This is a genomic window from Nonomuraea sp. LPB2021202275-12-8 (genome assembly GCF_037044575.1).
Taxonomy (GTDB): Bacteria; Actinomycetota; Actinomycetes; order Streptosporangiales; family Streptosporangiaceae; genus Nonomuraea.
Window position 1 is genome coordinate 25,712 of the sequence record NZ_JBAHWD010000033.1, and the last position, 15,124, is coordinate 40,835.

The following is a 15,124-nucleotide window of genomic DNA, read 5'->3' on the forward strand; positions in this document are numbered from 1 at the left end:
GCGGCGCGCCGTGACGCTACCGGGTCGTGCAGACGGTGCCGTTGAGGGCGAAGACCGAGGGCAGCACGTTCGGGCCGCTGTAGTTGCCGACGAAGCCGATCGTGGTCGACGCGCCGGTGGCGAGCGAGCCGTTGCCGGGCTCGTTGACGGCCTTGACGTGCTGTTCTTCCTCCGTCCACACGGCGCTCCAGCCGCTGCCGAGGCTCTGCCAGGTCCTGGGCCAGGTGAAGTTCAGGGTCCAGCCGCTGACCGGAGCGCCGTTGTTGGTGATCTCCAGGGCGCCGACATAGCCGCTCGACCAGTCGGACTGGACCGTCGACCGCACCGTGCAGGAGCTGGAGGCGGGCGTCCCCGTCGTGAACGTCACCGGCGGGGAGGCCCAGGAGAGGCCGCCGCCGCTGTCCCGGGCGATCACGTTGAGCGTGTAGCGGGTGCCCGGCCTGAGGTTGTCCACGGTGAACGACGTGCCGCCGGTCTCGCCGAGCTGCTCGGTGACATCGCCGTGCTGGCGATGGAGCTCGTACTTGGCGATCGGCCGCGCGCCGGCGGTGGCGCGTGGCCAGGAGATCGTGGCGGCGGTGGCGGTCACGTTCGAGGCGGCAGGCTGGCCCGGTGCGCCGGGAAGCCCGGTCTGGGATCCGGCGGGGTGGAGGATGATCGTGGTGAGCGAGAGCGGCGGCAGGACCTGGCTGGTGGCGGTGCCCGCGGTCGTGGCCGTGATGGTCGTGGCGCCGTTGGTGTGGGTCAGCACGGTGGGCGCTCCGGCGGCCGGGGTGTAGCCGGTGTAGTCGATCGTGACGGGGCGGGACGTGCCGGGCGAGGTGTTGATCAGCAGGACCGCCAGGTCGCCGTTGGGGCGGCGGGCGGCGTGTGCGGACACCTCGGGCTCCCCGGTCGCCGCACGGACGAACCGGTCGCCGGGGCGGGCGAACTCGCTGATCATCCGAAGCGCGTAGTACGGCGCGAAGGGGGTGTTCAGCGGCGGCTCGCAGACGGCGCCGTCGGAGGTGCACGTCGCGCTCGACAGCAGGCCGAAGTCGCCGTAGTCGGTGTGCCCCGCGACCTCGGTGACGGCGCCGATGCCGTTGCGCACGTTCCACCAGTCGACCGTGAACACCCCGTTGGCCAGCAGCGTCGCGTAGGAGTCGGCGGCGGCCAGCGCGCCCGGCTGGGTGTTGGTGCCGTTGCTGCTCGACCCGGTGTTGAACTCGGTCATCGCGATGCCGATCCGGTCGGAGCCCGGCCCCACGTGGCGCGCGATCCGCTCGCGGGTGAGCCGGATCATGTCGGGCACGTGGGCGGTCCTGTCGAGAGCGCCGGGATACCAGTGCAGGACGACGAAGTCGATCTTCGTCCCGGCGGTCGACAGGACGACCTCGTTCCAGCTGCCGGCGTCCCCCTCGGCCACGATCGCGTCCGGCCAGTTGGCGGGCGTGGTCAGCACCGCGCCGATCTTGATGGTCGGATCGACCGCCTTCATCGCGTCGGCGTAGGCCACGACGTGGCGGGCGTACTCCGCGGGGCTCTTGTCGGCGTGGTCGTCGGCCTCCCAGGCGGCGCCGTAGTGGCCGTTGCCGTAGTTCTCGTTGCCGATCTCCCAGTGGGTGACGCCGTAACCCTTGGTGACGTTGGCGTGCCGCACCCAGGCCGCGGCCTCCTGTGCCGTGCCGGTGCCGTAGTTGGCGGTCACCATCACCTGGGCGCCGGTGCGCCGCGCGCCGGCCATGAAGGTGTCGAAGTCGGTGCCAGGGGCGACGTAGCCGCCCGGAGCGGTGTGGTCGGCCCAGTGGTAGATGTCGGAGTAGGAGCCGCCGGGGTAGCGCAGCAACTGCATGCCCGCGTCCTTGAGCTTGTCGGCGGTCTCGTCGGAGCCCAGATGGGTGTCCCAGATGGCATGGTTGGTACCGATGCCGGTTTCGGGGACGGCGCTGAGCGCGGCGCGCGCGTTGACGGTCACCGGGACCGGCGCGACGTCGGCGGCGTGCGCCGTGGGGATGTTCAGGGCGGCCAGCGTCAGCAGGATCGCGGACGCGGCGCGTAGCAGGGTTCTGGGCATCGGTGCACCTCGCCATGGAGCGGACATCACTCGACGCCTCCTCCTGACCAGAAGGCAGCTTGATCATGAGCGGAGGGCGCCGGGCACGTCAACCGGCGGTGAAACTTTCACACCGGAGTTCGGGCGGCGGGCGCGGATGGTGTGGATGGCGCGGGAGACGATGACGACGGCGGCGGCCAGCGCCGCCGTGGCGGCCCAGACGTACAGCGCGAGCCAGACGTAGGTGATCTGGTCCAGCGTGGCCGCCCTGCGCATCAGGAGGCCGATCAGGTCGGCGAGGCCCACGAAGAGCGCGATCGGGAGCGTGTACGGGATCAGCCGTACGACCACGCGCCACGTGGCGCGGCCCGCGCGGCGGTGGGCCCAGCGGCGGGCCCAGCGGCGGGCCCAGCGGCGGGCGCGGTAGATCCCCAGGCAGCCGAGCCCGAGGTTGATCACGGTCAGGCCGGCCAGCCAGGGGTCCGCGGCCGTGGTGAAGGGATCGGCCGCGGCGTCGGGGCGGCCCTCGATGATGTCGATCAGGCCGTCCGTGATGATGAGGGCGTCGTCGCCGGAGATCATCCCGGTGTTGGTGACGACCGCGATGCCGTATCCGGACGCCCGCAGGAGGGTCTGCGCGGAGTTGTGGGTCAGCAGCCAGCCGGTGTGCCGGAGCCGGGGCGCGCCGCCGGGGGTCCTCCCCGTCTCCCAGCCCATGCCGTAGTCGCTCCCGCCCACGCCGGACGGGGTCTGGGCGGTCTTCACGGCCTGGCCGCCGCCGTTCTGCTTGATCAGCCATCTGGCCAGGTCATTCGCTGTCCTTGAGGGTGTCCGGCGCGGGGAGCGTCAGCTCGGGGAAGGTCTGGTCGCTCATGCCCGAGGTCTGCTGGAGCAGCTGCCGTACGGTGATCTTCGCGGCGCGCGGATCGGCCATGGCGAACTCGGGCAGGTACGTTCGGACGGGGGCGTCCAGGCCGATCTCGCCCTGTTCGGCGAGGTGCAGAACCGCCAGGGCGGTGAACGACTTCGACAGCGAGGCGAGCGGCATTGGGGTGTCTTCGGTGATCGCCTCGCCGTCCGCCGTGTGGCCGTAACCCGCGACGTGCACGATCCGGTCGCCTCGGGTGACCGCGACCAGGGCGCCCGGTAGCCGGGTCCGTTCGGCATAGTCGCGCATGTAGCCGTCGATCGTGGCCGTGCTCAGGGGTTCGGGCGCTTTCGCCGAGGCGCTCGCCGCCGTCGTCGTCCCCAGCGCGAGCAGCACACCGGCGATCGCCGCGGCTTTCCTCATCAACATCGACTTTCCTTCCGTTCGCTGCTCACGCACGTTAGAAGCCGGGGGAGCGCCGCACAGCGCACGATCGACGGGACCGCACCCTGACTTTCGTCAGGTGTCCTACAGTCGGCCACGTGCCGACTCTCGCAACCCCCGCTGTACCGCCCGGCTCCATGGCGGCGCTGACGCAGCCCGAGATCCACGCGAACGGCGTGGTGCTCAGGCCCTGGCAGGCGTCGGATCGTCCGGCCGTCGTGGCGGCGTACGCCGATCCGGCCATCCAGCGCTGGCACTGCCGATCGATGACGGACGACGAGGCCCGCGAGTGGATAGCCGCCTGGCCGGGGCGGTGGCGTGGTGAGACCGGCGCCGGGTGGGCGGTGCTCGACGACGCCGGCGAGGTCGCCGGGCAGATCAGCCTGCGCCGGGTCGTCCTGGCCGAGGGGCTGGCCGAGGTGTCGTACTGGGTGCTGCCCGGCGCGCGCGGGCGGCGCGTCGCCCCGCGAGCGCTGTCCGCGGTGACCTCCTGGTCCTTCGAAACGCTCCGGATGCACCGCGTCGAGCTGTGTCACTCGACGGCGAACGCCGCCTCCTGCCGGGTGGCGCAGCACGCCGGTTTCGCCGCGGAGGGGACGAAACGGAGCGAGGCCCGGCACGCCGACGGCTGGCATGACATGCACCTGCACGCCCGCCTCGCCGGCGACGCGAGGGCCGAGGTGGTCTAGTCTCCGGTCGTGGATGATCAGAAGCTGCACGCGGTCGCCGCGCGGCTCGTCGAGGTCCCCGGCGTGGTCGCCGTGGTGCTCGGCGGTAGCCGGGCTCGCGGCACCCACCGGCCCGACTCGGACTACGACCTGGGGCTCTACTATCGGGGCGCTCTCGCCGTCGACGACCTGCGCTCGCTGGCCGGGGAATTCACGGGGACACCCACCGAGGTGACCGATCCGGGCGGGTGGGGGCCGTGGGTGGACGGCGGCGGCTGGCTCACCGTGGACGGGCATCGGGTCGACTGGATCTACCGGGACCTCGACCGCGTGCGCCGGGTCTGGCTGGAATGCCAGGCCGGCCGGTACGAGGTCGGCGTCCAGGCGGGGCATCCGCTGGGCTTCTATTCCCACGCCTACGCGGGCGAGGTCGCGCTGTGCCGGATCCTGGCCGACCCCACCGGCGAGGTCACCGCCCTGCGGCGGGAGGTCTCGGCGTATCCGGGGGCGCTGCGCGAGGCGCTGGTCCGCGGCCTGTGGGAGACCGGGTTCGCGTCGATGATCGCCCGCTACGGCGCGGCCGGCCGTGATCCGGCGTACGTGGCGGGCTGCCTGTTCCGCGCGGTCGGGGTCGCCTGCCAGGCGCTGCACGCCGTCGCCGGCGCGTGGCTGCTCAACGAGAAGGGCATGGTCGCCTCCGCTGGCCGGTTGCCGTCGGCGCCGAGCGGGTTCGCCGATCGCGCCCAGGCGTTGCTGGCCGCGGTGGGGGAGACGACGGAGGGGATGGAACGGACCATCGCCGACGCCGAGCGGCTGTTCGCCGAGGTGCGAGCCTCCTGCGGAGCCTGATCCGCTCCCGCCGGGCAGCGAGGTCTTCGGACGATCCCCTGACGAGGGCGCTCAGGAGCACATGAGGCGCGCCGCCGCGGCGATCGCGTCGCCCGCCATGCCCGCGTTGACCTGCACCACGGCGACGCGGCGGCCGTCCTCGGTGCTCATGGCGGCGCCGCCGTACCCGCGGATCAGGCCGGAGTGGGTGAGCACGTGCACGCCGCAGTCGAGCCGTTCGGCGAAGACGCCGTACCTGCCGTCGCGCATGTCGCGGCCTTCCGGCCGCGCGCCGCTGAAGAGCGCCCGGTAGAAGGCGGCCACGTCGGCGGCCGTGGAGACGAGCCCGCCGGCGGTCCAGAAGATCGACGCGTCCACGACGGTGGCGCCGTCCTGACCGTGTGCGAGGTTCGCGGGCGACGGTGACGCCGGCAGCTCGGTCGCGCGCAGGGCGATCCGGTCGCGCAGCAGTTCGCGGTACGGCTTGCCGCCACGTTTCTCCAGGATCATGCCGAGGAGGATGTAGTTGGTGTTGGAGTAGGCGATCGGACCGGGTCTGCCCGCCGGGCCCGCGTGGGCGAGGAGCTCGCGCGGCTGCCACGTCTTCAGGTGCCCGCCGTCTTCGAGCGCCCTGGTGAAGCCGGGACTGGTCAGATAGTCGGGAATGCCGCTGGTGTGCCTGAGCAGGTCGGCCACGGTGGCCCGGGTGCTGATCGCGCCGGGCAGGAGGGTCTCGACCTTGTCGGTGACCGCCAGTCGCCCCTCCCGGACGAGCTGGAGCACGAGCGAGGCGGTGAAGGTCTTGGTGATGCTGGCGATCCTGAACCGGTGATCGGTCCGCATCGGCACGCCTTCGCGGGCCGTGCCCGCCGCCGCCTGCCATACGTCCTCGCCGTCCCGCACGTACGCGACCGCCCCCGGCGCCCCTGCCCGCACCAGCCGCCCGGCCTCCGCCCGCACATCCGGGGCGACCGGGGTCTCGGCGGGGGCGCAGGCCGAGAGGGCCAGCAGCAGTGCGACGATGGCGGCACGTAAGCCCATCCGGCGACGATACGCCAGAAGATCGCTCCCGGAACATGTCCGCGGGCTTGAGTCTCCAGTAGGAGGAGACACGAGGGTGGAGGTATGGACGGCGAGACGCTCTACTCGATCGGTGACCTGGCACGGCGGACCGGGCTGACGGTCAAGGCCATCAGGTTCTACGCCGATTGCGGGATCGTGCCGCCGGCCACCCGTAGCCCGGCCGGCTACCGCCTCTACGGCATCGACGCCGTGGCACGCCTGGACCTCGTGCGTACGCTGCGCGAGCTGGGGCTGGACCTCGCCACGATCCGGAAGGTCGTGGACCGGGAGGTCTCGCTGCCCGAGGTCGCCGAGGCGCACGCCGAGGCGCTGGCGGTGCAGATCCGCACGCTGCGCCTGCGGCGGGCGGTGCTGACGGCGGTGGCCAGGCGCGGGTCCAGCCCTGAGGAGATGGATCTCATGCACAAACTGGCCAAGCTCTCCGAGGACGAACGCCGGCGCCTGATCGGCGACTTCCTCGACTCCGCCTTCGGCGGCCTGGACAACCCCGCGTTCGAGGGGGTCAGGCGCTCGATGACCCCTGAGCTGCCCGACAACCCCGAGCCCGAGCAGGTCGAGGCATGGGTGGAGCTGGCGGAGCTGTCCCGGGACCCGGACTTTCGCGCCGTCATGCGGCGGGTGGCCGAGCAGCACACGGAGGACGGCCCGGGTCTGCGACGCAACTTCGCCGCGGTGGTGCGTGACCGGGTCGGGCCCGCCCTGGCCGCCGGCGTCGACCCGGCCTCGCCTCAGGCCGGAGCGGTCGTCGCGGCGGTCTTGGCCGATTACGCGCGCCTTTCCGGCCGCCCCGACGACGCCGGTCTCCGGCGCAGGCTGCTGGCCCGCTTGGAGGCGGCCGACGATCCTCGCAGGGAGCTCTATCTGCGGCTGCTCGCGGTGATCAACGGCTGGCAGGCGCCGGAGAGCCTGGCGCCGGTCTTCGGCTGGTTCGCCGAGGCGTCTGGAAACGTGCCGCCTAGAACGTGACGCCTGGAACGTGACGCCGTCCAGCTCCACGATCGCCGCTCCGGCGGCCGAGAGCTCGCTCTCCACGCTCCCGGAGATCTGCTGCGCGGGCCCGATCGAGAAGGGTGGCCAGCGCCGCCGAGACGATCTCCGCGTCGGGCACCGGGGTGGGCGGCTCGAGCATGTTGCGTTGCACGTCGACGAGGAGCAGCATGCGAACACGTTATCGGATTGCGGCGTCGGCGGTGTCCGGCCTGGGCTGCCGCAGCACGGCGACGGCGACGGCGAAGGCGGCCACGAGCAGGGCGGCGGCGATGCCGAAGGCGAGGCGGTAGCCGCTGGTCAGCGCGGCCGCCTCGTCGCCGCCCCTGGCGAGCAGCTCCTGGGTGCGCGAGGCGGCGAGCGTGGAGAGCACCGCGACGCCGATCGCCATGCCGATCTGCTGGGTGGTGTTGAACAGTCCTGACGCCAGGCCCGCGTCGTCGGCCCTGGCGCCGGACATGCCGAGCGAGGTCAGCGCCGGGAGCACCAGCCCGCCCCCCGCGATGAGCACCATCACCGGCAGCAGGTCGGTGACGTAGTCGGCGTTCACCGGGATGCGGAGGAGCCAGACCATCGCTCCGAGCAGGAGCAGCAGACCGGCCATCAGTACGGCCCGCTCGCCGAAGCGGGTGTTGAGCCGGGCGGAGACGAACAGGGACACGCCGCCGATGGCCACCGCCGCGGGCAGCATCGCCAGGCCGGTTTCCAACGCGCCGTAGCCGAGGACCTTCTGCATGTAGAGGGCGACGATGATCTGGAAGGCGAACATGGCCGAAAGCGTCAGCATCTGGACCACGTTGGCGCCCGAGACGTTGCGCGAGCGCAGGATCCGCAGCGGCATCAGCGGGGTCCTGGCGGTCGCCTGGCGGCCGAAGAACGCGGCCAGCAGGAGCAGCGACACGGCGCCGAGGCCGAGGGTGTGCGCGGCGAGCCAGCCGTACTCCTCGATCTTGACCACGGTGTAGATGCCCAGCATCAGTCCGCTGGTGACCAGCAGCGCGCCGACGGCGTCGGCCCCCGCGGAGAGACCGGCGCCGCGCTCGCCCGGCACCACCCGGATCGCCAGCGCGATGGTGGCCAGCCCGATCGGCAGGTTGATGAAGAAGATCCAGTGCCAGCTGAAGGCGTCGGTGAGCACCCCGCCCAGGACCTGGCCGATCGAGGCTCCGGCGGCTCCGGTGAAGCTGAAGACGCCGATCGCCTTCGCCCGCTCCCTGGGCTCGGTGAACAGCGTCACCAGGATGCCCAGCACGACGGCGGAGGCCATGGCGCTGCCGACACCCTGCAGGAACCTGGCGGCGATCAGCATGCCGGGCCCGGTGGCCGCTCCGGCCAGGAGCGACGCGGCGGTGAAGACCGCGTTCCCGGCCAGGAACATGGTCTTGCGGCCGATCAGATCGCCCAGCCGGCCGGCCAGGAGGAGCAGCCCGCCGAAGGCGATCAGGTAGGCGTTGACGGTCCAGCTGAGGCCGGCGGGGGAGAAGCCCAGGTCCTGCTGGATGGCCGGCATCGCCACGGTCACGATGCTGCCGTCGAGGACCGTCATCAGCATCGCGGCGGACAGCACGGCCAGCGCCATCCAGCGGGACCTGATCGTGCCGGCACGGCTGGGGGATGGGGATGGTGCGGTGGGCGACATGGCCGACTCCTGTTTCGAAGGGGAACAGGAGAGACCGTAGCAGATAGTTTTGTTATAGACGATCCCTTGCGGACCTATTTCGTACGCTGCCGTGCCCGCCGGGCTGACTGCGGGGCCTCCGCCGGGACGGCCAGATGCCCGGTCACCAGGCGGTTCATCGCCCGGACGAGCACCTCGGCCTCTTCGTCGGGCAGCGCGGCCAGCGCCGCCCGGTGCACGCCGTCCACGATCTCCTGGCTGCGCCTCGCGGCCTCGGCGCCCTTCTCGGTGACCGCGATGATGCGGGCCCGCCGGTCGGTGCTGGACGGGCGGCGCTCGGCGAGCCCCGCCTCCTCCAGCGCGTCGACCGTGACCACCATCGTGGTCTTGTCCATGTCGCCGATCTCGGCGAGCTGGATCTGCGTGCGCTCCTCCTGCAGGGCGTGGACCAGCACGCAGTGCATGCGTGCCGTCAGGCCGATCTCGGCGAGCGCCGCCGCCATCCGGCTGCGCAGCACGTGGCCGGCGTGGTCCAGCAGGAATGACAGGTCGGGCTCGGTGCGGGCCGGTGCCATGGCGGTCATGCGTCCAGCCTAGCAACCCGATCCGTTCTGGATTATCTGCAAGGATCCGTCAATCGTGCGGCTCCCGCAGGGTCTACTTCGACAGGTAGAGCGTCTTCCAGGTGCCCGCGTACAGGCAGTTGATCGACGGCTTGCTCGCCTTGCCCTCGGCGCAGACCTTGAGCTCGACCTGGTAGACGTCGTGGTGCTTGAAGGAGAACGACTTGGCGGTCCGGTAGGAGCAGTCGCGGACGCTGTGGTGCTTGAACGGCAGGTTGTTGCCGCCGGCCTTGTAGGTGATGCGGAAGACCGCCCAGCCACAGGTCGAGGTCCTGCGGGTGTAGTCGCGGAGCTTGCCGGAGATGTGCACGGTGTCGGCGGTCGGGATGTCCGCGTGGTCCTCGCCCGAGGCGGTCAGGGAGCCCGAGGCCTTGGCCCGCTTGCCGGTGGCGTAGTAGGGGCCCCAGTGGCCCGCTGTCTCACTGGCGGTGACCGCGTCCGAGGTCACCGTCGCGGCCTGGGCCGCGGCGGGAGCGAGCGAGACGAGAGCGGCGGCGATGGCCAGGCCGGCCAGGGGGCGGATGATCGTCATCGGAGCGGTCCTTCCGTAGTGGTGATGACCGCACTGTCGGATGGACCGCTTTCAGCCGCCTTTCCAACCGGTGTCATACCGGGGCGACTTCAGCGCATGAGGCAGATCCGGTGAGAGCCGCTGTCGGCTTCCACCGGATCTGTCGGCGTCAGGGCTTGCTGTCCGTCCACCCCGCTTCGAGGACGACCGTCGAGTGCCACACGGTGCCGGGCTCGAAGCCGGCCTGGAGGCCGCCTGGCTTGACCACGACGCTGTCGTTGGCCAGCGCCCGGCCGGTCGACTCGTCGAAGATCAGCCGGTTCCGCACGACGCCGGCGTGCTCCTCGTCCGTCACCTTGGCCCTGACCTCCTGCTCGATCGCGACCGCCGTGCCCTGACGCCCCTCGGCGTCGGTGACGTTCTCGACGAGCTCGACCGTGTCGAGCTCGGCGAGCATCCGGAAGGCGGCGCCGCGCACCTGCGGCGTGACCGGCATGTCGGTGATCAGCCCCGCGCTCACCGTGAACAGCCAGAGGTCGGCCGACATCCGCTCGCCGTCGGACTCGGTGCCGTGCCCGCCGTAGGAGCGCAGCAGCCAGGCCTTGAGCCTGCCCGGGTCGGACGGCAGGGCGCGCAGGTCCTTCATGGTCACGTTGCGGCCGAGCCAGAACACCTTGTCCCCGTCGACCAGCGGCGTGTGGCTGGTCTTCGCGGCGCCGGGGGAGGTGGACAGGGCCGGCCCGATCCGCTTGGCCGACATCTCGACCCGGATCTCGGCCGGGGAGCCGGCCTGCCGCCACGCCGCCTCGTCCGCCTCGGTGACCGGGCGGGCGCCGAGCGACCGGCTGCGGGCCCACTGGTCGCCGCCGGTCGCCCTGGGCGTCCAGCCCTCGCTGCGCGAGCGGTCCTCGACCAGGTAACCGCCCTCTTCGGCCCGGTAGAGGTTGCGGCTCACGGACACGGTGTGCCAGAAGGCGCCGGTCCCGTCGGGCTGGCGGTCCGCGTTCTCGGCGGCGGCAAGCAGCACCTCCCGCGCCGACAGCTCGATCTTCGGGGCGTCCGTGGACGCGGTGACGGCGGGCAGGGCCACGTCGGGGGCGCGTGGCGCCGTGCCGCCGGTGCCGGTCACGACGACGGCCGCCGCCGCGACGGCCGCGGCGCCGGCCAGGCTGATGCCCCACGCCGGCCTGGTCCTGCGCCTGCTGCGCGCCCGCCGGGGCTGCGACATGGCGTAAGAGAGCTCCGCCGCCCTGGTGCGCTCGTCCACCGGCGCGTCGCCGAGGTGAGCGGGGCGGGCCGCCCGCAGTTCGTCGATGGGGTTCATGACCACTCCTCGCTGAGATTCCGCACCTGGGGACGGGACGGCCGGGGGGACTCCATCGCCTGTCCGAGCCGCTTGCGGGCGCGATGCAGCCGGACCCGGAAGGCGGCCGACGAGCAGCCGACGACCCGGGCGGCGTCGCGCGGGGACAGCCCCTGCCACGCGACCAGGATGAGGATCTCCCGGTCGTCCTCCGGCAGCTCGGCCAGTGCCCGGAGCACGCCGAACCGTTCGGTGACCTGGTCGGCCACGTCGCCCTCGGTCCAGCCGCGCAGCTCCGCGCTCAGCGCCTCCCGTCGCGCCTCCGCCCGGATGTTGTCGCGCAGCACGTTGCGCGCCACCCCGAGGAGCCACGGCAGAGCCGGCTCCGGCACGTCGCCCAGCCGCCGCCAGGCGATCGCGAACGTCTCGCTCACCACCTCGTCCGCCACCTGCCGGCCCGCGCGACTGACCACGTACGCCCATACGCGCTGCCGGCATTCGTCGTACATGCCGGTGAATCGGTGCTCATCATCCGTCACCGCGCCGCCCCTCCGTTCCGGATGCGCTTCTTCTGACACCAGGTAGTGGTCCGAGGCGTCCGGTTGTTACCGGAAAGGTGATTATGCAGGTAGCGGGAGTGCGGGGATCGCACCCGGGCCGGCGCATTCGCCAGTGCTACGCGCACGTACCTTTCCCGGATGCTGCCCACGACCCCGCCCCCCGGCGGCGGGAACTGCACGGCCACGATCTCGCAGGGCCAGCAGTGGAACGACAGGTTCAACCTGTCGGTCGCGATCTCGGGCGCGAGCAACTGGATCGCCACGGTGACCCTACGGAGCCCGCAGAAGATCATCGCTACCTGGAACGGGAGCCCGACCTGGGATTCCACCGGTAACGTCATGACGATGCGGCCGAACGGCAGCGGCAACACCTTCGGATTCACCGTCCAGCACGGCGGCAACTGGAACTGGCCGTCGGTCTCCTGCCGGACAGGCTGACCCGGCACCGGGTGTGACGATCCGCCCGGATCGTCACATCCGTGTCAGCCGGCGACGCCGACGAAGAAGGCGGTGGGGATCAGGGCGACGGTGAGGGCGAACAGCAGCATCTGGCCGGGCCGCGCGGCGTAGGCGGCGAGCTGGCCGGGGAAGAAGTCGGATTCGCCCGTCCGGGCCAGCACGCCGGCCAGGAGCAGCGGCGGGCCGAGAACAAGCCCGGCGCCCTCGACCCACCGGTATCGGCTCTGCGTGATCGTCATGGCCATCATCCAACCGGCGGGAGCGCGCGGGCACACGGGCGCCCGGGCGAGACCTGGCGGTATACCCAGCACTACCCCGGGACGCGGCCGCCGTCCTTGAGCGGGCGGCCCGGACCGGCCCCGCCGCTCCGCGCGGCTGCGGCCAGCCGACGTCCCGCTCGCTGCGCCGGAGCCTCCACCAGCCGGTACGTCAGTGCCGAGCAGCCCAGCAGCACCGCCAGGACCACCACCCCCAACCCCAGCCGGTACGGCCACGCGATCGACGCCGGATCCGGGAGGAGCCCGTCGACGATCTCCAGCAGGATCGGGTGGAGCAGGTAGACCGAGTAGCTGACCATCCCCAGCCACGCCCACACGGCCGGCATCCGCCGCTCGGCCAGCAGCATCCCGGCGGCGAACGTCGCCCAGGCGGCGACGACCGCGATCGCCCACGACCAGGGGAAGCCGGGGCTGTGCCAGCCGCCCGCGGCCACGGCCGCCACCGGCACGCTCCCCGCCAGGGCCAGCGCCCTCGGCCAGCCGATCTGCCCTGCCTTGGCCCGGTAGAGCGCCGTACCGGCGAACATGGTGGCCAGGATGGTCAGGCTCTGCCAGGCCGGGATCCGCCCGTTGACCGCGATCAGGCCGAGCGTGACCAGGGCCAGCGCCACCGCACCGGCCCGCCGCAGGGCCGCGCGGGAGCTCAGCGCCCCGGCCAGCCCGCAGCCCGCCAGCGCGATCACCGCCAGCGTGGTGGCGAGCGTGGCGCCCGCGCCGCGCGACAGCAGTACCGAGGGCAGGATCCCGCCCGCCGCCACGGCCAGCACCCCGAACCCGCAGGCGATCTCCGCGCTGCGCAGGTGCACCCTGGCCAGGTAGAGGGCCGTGACCAGCAGGTAGAAGGCCATCTCGTACGACAGCGTCCACAGCACGTTGATCACGTTGGGTACGTTCAGGAGATCCTGGAGCATCGTCAGGTGCCCGAGGATCGCCGAGGCGGGCCGGTCCGTCAGCCAGATGTGCGGTGCGTCGATGCCGGTGACCGCCAGCAGCAGGGCCGCGGCGACGACCACGGCCCACAGCGGGTAGAGCCGGAACAGCCTGCCGATCCAGAACTCCGGCACGCTGCCGCGACGCTCCAGCGAGGCCGGGATGACGTAGCCGCTGACCAGGAAGAACACCATCACGCCGTACATCCCGGCGTCGAACCACGGGCCGGTGACCTCGCGCAGCTCCGGGTAGAGCGGGTTGAGCGCGTGCTCGTAGACCACCACGAGCGCAGCCACCCCGCGTAAGGCGTCGAGCCATCCCAGCCGGGCTCCTCGGGCTCGCGGTGGCGCGTCGGAGGTGTCGCGCATGCCGGTATGAGTCATCGCCGCCCGACCCTACCGCCCGAATCCTATAGTTGACACTGACTATTCCGGTATGGATAGTTGAGACTGACTAAGGAGGGTTCGCTCGGTGAAAAGGCGGAAGGTGGCCAACCCGCTGGCCCTGGCGGTGCTCGCCTGGCTGATGAGGGAGCCGACGCACCCGTACGAGCTGGGGCGGCGGCTGCAGGAGAGCGGCCAGGACCGCAACATCAAGTACAACCGGGGCTCGCTGTACATGGTGGTCGAGCAGCTGCGCAAGGCCGGGTTCATCGCCGAGGAGGCCACCGTCCGCGACACCCAGCGGCCCGAGCGCACCCTCTACGCGCTCACCGACGAGGGGCGCGCCGAGTTCTACGACTGGATGCGGGAGCTGGTCAGCGAGCCGCAGCACGAATACCCCCGGTTCGGGGTGGCCCTGTCGCTGCTGAGCGTGCTCTCGCCGGAGGAGTCCGCCGAGCTGCTGCGGCACCGGTCGCGGGCGCTGGACGGCGAGATCGGCGGGATCCGCGACCTCGTGCGCGGCGCGACCGAGCGGGGGGTTGCCTGGGTGTTCCTGATCGAGGAGGAGTACCGGCTGGCCCTCCTGGAGGCCGAGCGCCGCTTCGTCGCCGGACTGATCGAGTCGCTGGAGCAGCCCGACTACGTCCGGACCTGGCAGGAGTTCTTCGATCGCGAGGAGAGATCATGAAGAGTGCGACGGCAACCGGTCACGTGACCTCCGCCGACGGCACCACCATCGGCTACCACCGGCTCGGCGACGGCCCCGCCCTGGTGGTGCTGCACGGCCAGATGGAGTCCGCGCAGAGCCACCGGCAGATCGCCGAGGCGCTTGCCGGCGCCCACACCGTCTACCTGCCCGACCGCCGCGGCCGCGGGCTGAGCGGCCCCTACGGCGCGGAGCACACCGTCGAGCGGGAGGTCGAAGACCTGGACGCGGTGCTCGCGGCGACCGGCGCCCAGCACGTCTTCGGGGTCAGCGTCGGCGCGCTCGTCCTGCTCAGGGCGGCGACCAGCCTGCCCGCCATCCGCAAGGCCGCTGTTTACGAGCCGCCCCTGTTCGCCGACGGCCCCGCGCCCACCGCCTGGCTGACCCGCTACGAGCGGGAGATGGCCGAAGGCAGGGTGCCGGCGGCGCTCATCACCGCCATGCAGGCGGCACAGCTCGGGCCGTCGTTCCTCAGGTTCATGCCGCGCCGGCTGCTGGAGTTCCTGTCGGCCCGGATGACGGCCGGCCAGGACAGGAAGGCGCGGCCGGGCGACGTCACCATGCGGATGCTCGCCCCGACCCTGCGCCACGAGGCGCGTGTCGTGGCCGAGCTGGCCCAGACGCAGCGGGACTTCGGCGCGGTGCGCGCGGATACGCTCCTGCTCGGCGGCGCCAAGAGCCCCGCTTACCTGAAGGCCGCGCTCGACGCTCTGGAGCGGGTGCTGCCCCACACCCGGCGGGTCGAGTTCGCGGGGCTCGACCACAGCGGATCCGGCAACACCGACCTGGGCGGCAGGCCGGACGTGGTGGCGGACGAGCTCCGCCGCTTCTTCGCCTGAT

At 72.0% G+C, this 15,124-nt stretch carries 18 protein-coding genes; 6 read left to right on the forward strand and 12 right to left on the reverse strand.

The window, feature by feature from the left end; all coding sequences use genetic code 11:
• Positions 1 to 16: 16 nt before the first annotated feature.
• The 3 genes from V5E28_RS38735 to V5E28_RS38745 all read right to left on the reverse strand — a co-directional run bounded on the left by V5E28_RS38735 (position 17) and on the right by V5E28_RS38745 (position 3,332).
• The gene (locus V5E28_RS38735) at positions 17 to 2,056 is read right to left on the reverse strand and encodes a cellulose binding domain-containing protein (protein WP_336214559.1); all 2,040 of its coding nucleotides are present in this window, start codon (positions 2,054 to 2,056) and stop codon (positions 17 to 19) included.
• Between the two features lie 63 nt (positions 2,057 to 2,119).
• Positions 2,120 to 2,800, reverse strand: coding sequence for a hypothetical protein (locus V5E28_RS38740; RefSeq protein ID WP_336214560.1), 681 nt, complete (start codon positions 2,798 to 2,800; stop codon positions 2,120 to 2,122).
• A gap of 43 nt (positions 2,801 to 2,843) precedes the next feature.
• Positions 2,844 to 3,332, reverse strand: a complete 489-nt coding sequence (locus V5E28_RS38745) for a serine hydrolase domain-containing protein (RefSeq protein ID WP_336214561.1) — start codon at positions 3,330 to 3,332, stop codon at positions 2,844 to 2,846.
• Between the two features lie 113 nt (positions 3,333 to 3,445).
• Between V5E28_RS38745 and V5E28_RS38750 the strand changes: the two genes are divergently transcribed.
• Both V5E28_RS38750 and V5E28_RS38755 read left to right on the forward strand, forming a co-directional pair.
• On the forward strand, positions 3,446 to 4,036 hold the full coding sequence (locus tag V5E28_RS38750) for a GNAT family N-acetyltransferase (protein WP_336214563.1): 591 nt from the start codon (positions 3,446 to 3,448) through the stop codon (positions 4,034 to 4,036).
• Between the two features lie 9 nt (positions 4,037 to 4,045).
• The gene (locus V5E28_RS38755; RefSeq protein WP_336214564.1) at positions 4,046 to 4,864 is read left to right on the forward strand and encodes a nucleotidyltransferase domain-containing protein; all 819 of its coding nucleotides are present in this window, start codon (positions 4,046 to 4,048) and stop codon (positions 4,862 to 4,864) included.
• A gap of 51 nt (positions 4,865 to 4,915) precedes the next feature.
• On the opposite strand, the gene V5E28_RS38760 is transcribed toward V5E28_RS38755, so the two are convergent.
• Entirely contained in the window at positions 4,916 to 5,884 is a 969-nt protein-coding gene (locus V5E28_RS38760) for a serine hydrolase domain-containing protein (protein ID WP_336214565.1), read from the reverse strand.
• 84 nt (positions 5,885 to 5,968) lie between these two features.
• Between V5E28_RS38760 and V5E28_RS38765 the strand changes: the two genes are divergently transcribed.
• Entirely contained in the window at positions 5,969 to 6,892 is a 924-nt protein-coding gene (locus V5E28_RS38765; RefSeq protein WP_336214567.1) for a MerR family transcriptional regulator, read from the forward strand.
• Here V5E28_RS38765 and V5E28_RS38770 read toward each other — a convergent pair.
• The 6 genes from V5E28_RS38770 to V5E28_RS38795 all read right to left on the reverse strand — a co-directional run bounded on the left by V5E28_RS38770 (position 6,882) and on the right by V5E28_RS38795 (position 11,507).
• Positions 6,882 to 7,085: a hypothetical protein gene (locus V5E28_RS38770; RefSeq protein ID WP_336214569.1), complete on the reverse strand. Its 204-nt coding sequence runs from the start codon at positions 7,083 to 7,085 to the stop codon at positions 6,882 to 6,884. The two genes, V5E28_RS38765 and V5E28_RS38770, sit on opposite strands and share 11 nt — an antisense overlap.
• Positions 7,086 to 7,094: 9 nt before the next feature.
• A complete protein-coding gene (locus tag V5E28_RS38775) occupies positions 7,095 to 8,552 on the reverse strand; it encodes an MFS transporter (protein WP_336214571.1) in 1,458 nt (485 codons plus the stop codon).
• Positions 8,553 to 8,626: 74 nt separating this feature from the next.
• Positions 8,627 to 9,115 (reverse strand): MarR family winged helix-turn-helix transcriptional regulator, encoded by a 489-nt coding sequence (locus V5E28_RS38780; protein WP_336214572.1) that lies wholly within the window; start codon positions 9,113 to 9,115, stop codon positions 8,627 to 8,629.
• A 73-nt stretch (positions 9,116 to 9,188) separates the two neighbouring features.
• The gene (locus V5E28_RS38785) at positions 9,189 to 9,686 is read right to left on the reverse strand and encodes a hypothetical protein (protein WP_336214573.1); all 498 of its coding nucleotides are present in this window, start codon (positions 9,684 to 9,686) and stop codon (positions 9,189 to 9,191) included.
• A 148-nt stretch (positions 9,687 to 9,834) separates the two neighbouring features.
• Positions 9,835 to 10,989 (reverse strand): CU044_5270 family protein, encoded by a 1,155-nt coding sequence (locus tag V5E28_RS38790; protein ID WP_336214574.1) that lies wholly within the window; start codon positions 10,987 to 10,989, stop codon positions 9,835 to 9,837.
• Complete coding sequence (locus tag V5E28_RS38795) at positions 10,986 to 11,507, reverse strand: RNA polymerase sigma factor (protein WP_336214575.1); 522 nt, start codon at positions 11,505 to 11,507, stop codon at positions 10,986 to 10,988. The genes V5E28_RS38790 and V5E28_RS38795 overlap by 4 nt, the downstream gene beginning before the upstream one ends.
• A 159-nt stretch (positions 11,508 to 11,666) precedes the next feature.
• Between V5E28_RS38795 and V5E28_RS38800 the strand changes: the two genes are divergently transcribed.
• Positions 11,667 to 11,966, forward strand: coding sequence for a hypothetical protein (locus tag V5E28_RS38800; RefSeq protein WP_336214576.1), 300 nt, complete (start codon positions 11,667 to 11,669; stop codon positions 11,964 to 11,966).
• Between the two features lie 44 nt (positions 11,967 to 12,010).
• Here the strand turns inward: V5E28_RS38800 and V5E28_RS38805 are convergent, their stop codons facing one another.
• Positions 12,011 to 12,226, reverse strand: coding sequence for a hypothetical protein (locus tag V5E28_RS38805; RefSeq protein ID WP_336214578.1), 216 nt, complete (start codon positions 12,224 to 12,226; stop codon positions 12,011 to 12,013).
• A 71-nt stretch (positions 12,227 to 12,297) separates the two neighbouring features.
• Complete coding sequence (locus V5E28_RS38810; RefSeq protein WP_336214579.1) at positions 12,298 to 13,563, reverse strand: acyltransferase family protein; 1,266 nt, start codon at positions 13,561 to 13,563, stop codon at positions 12,298 to 12,300.
• A 103-nt stretch (positions 13,564 to 13,666) separates the two neighbouring features.
• Here V5E28_RS38810 and V5E28_RS38815 point away from each other — a divergent pair, with 103 nt between their 5' ends.
• Together V5E28_RS38815 and V5E28_RS38820 are read left to right on the forward strand one after the other, a co-directional pair.
• Positions 13,667 to 14,266 (forward strand): PadR family transcriptional regulator, encoded by a 600-nt coding sequence (locus tag V5E28_RS38815; protein ID WP_336214580.1) that lies wholly within the window; start codon positions 13,667 to 13,669, stop codon positions 14,264 to 14,266.
• Positions 14,263 to 15,123 (forward strand): alpha/beta fold hydrolase, encoded by an 861-nt coding sequence (locus V5E28_RS38820; protein WP_336214582.1) that lies wholly within the window; start codon positions 14,263 to 14,265, stop codon positions 15,121 to 15,123. The genes V5E28_RS38815 and V5E28_RS38820 overlap by 4 nt, the downstream gene beginning before the upstream one ends.
• Position 15,124: the final 1 nt, after the last annotated feature.

Bases quoted from the DNA above. Each gene is read 5' to 3' on its own strand.
- V5E28_RS38765 (WP_336214567.1), top strand. From the start codon at position 5,969: ATGGACGGCGAGACGCTCTACTCGATCGGTGACCTGGCACGGCGGACC.
- V5E28_RS38800 (WP_336214576.1), top strand. From the start codon at position 11,667: ATGCTGCCCACGACCCCGCCCCCCGGCGGCGGGAACTGCACGGCCACG.
- V5E28_RS38785 (WP_336214573.1), bottom strand. From the start codon at position 9,686: ATGACGATCATCCGCCCCCTGGCCGGCCTGGCCATCGCCGCCGCTCTC.
- V5E28_RS38820 (WP_336214582.1), top strand. From the start codon at position 14,263: ATGAAGAGTGCGACGGCAACCGGTCACGTGACCTCCGCCGACGGCACC.
- V5E28_RS38770 (WP_336214569.1), bottom strand. From the start codon at position 7,085: ATGCTGCTCCTCGTCGACGTGCAACGCAACATGCTCGAGCCGCCCACC.
- V5E28_RS38810 (WP_336214579.1), bottom strand. From the start codon at position 13,563: ATGCGCGACACCTCCGACGCGCCACCGCGAGCCCGAGGAGCCCGGCTG.
- V5E28_RS38775 (WP_336214571.1), bottom strand. From the start codon at position 8,552: ATGTCGCCCACCGCACCATCCCCATCCCCCAGCCGTGCCGGCACGATC.
- V5E28_RS38735 (WP_336214559.1), bottom strand. From the start codon at position 2,056: ATGCCCAGAACCCTGCTACGCGCCGCGTCCGCGATCCTGCTGACGCTG.
- V5E28_RS38790 (WP_336214574.1), bottom strand. From the start codon at position 10,989: ATGAACCCCATCGACGAACTGCGGGCGGCCCGCCCCGCTCACCTCGGC.
- V5E28_RS38805 (WP_336214578.1), bottom strand. From the start codon at position 12,226: ATGACGATCACGCAGAGCCGATACCGGTGGGTCGAGGGCGCCGGGCTT.
- V5E28_RS38780 (WP_336214572.1), bottom strand. From the start codon at position 9,115: ATGACCGCCATGGCACCGGCCCGCACCGAGCCCGACCTGTCATTCCTG.
- V5E28_RS38760 (WP_336214565.1), bottom strand. From the start codon at position 5,884: ATGGGCTTACGTGCCGCCATCGTCGCACTGCTGCTGGCCCTCTCGGCC.
- V5E28_RS38745 (WP_336214561.1), bottom strand. From the start codon at position 3,332: ATGTTGATGAGGAAAGCCGCGGCGATCGCCGGTGTGCTGCTCGCGCTG.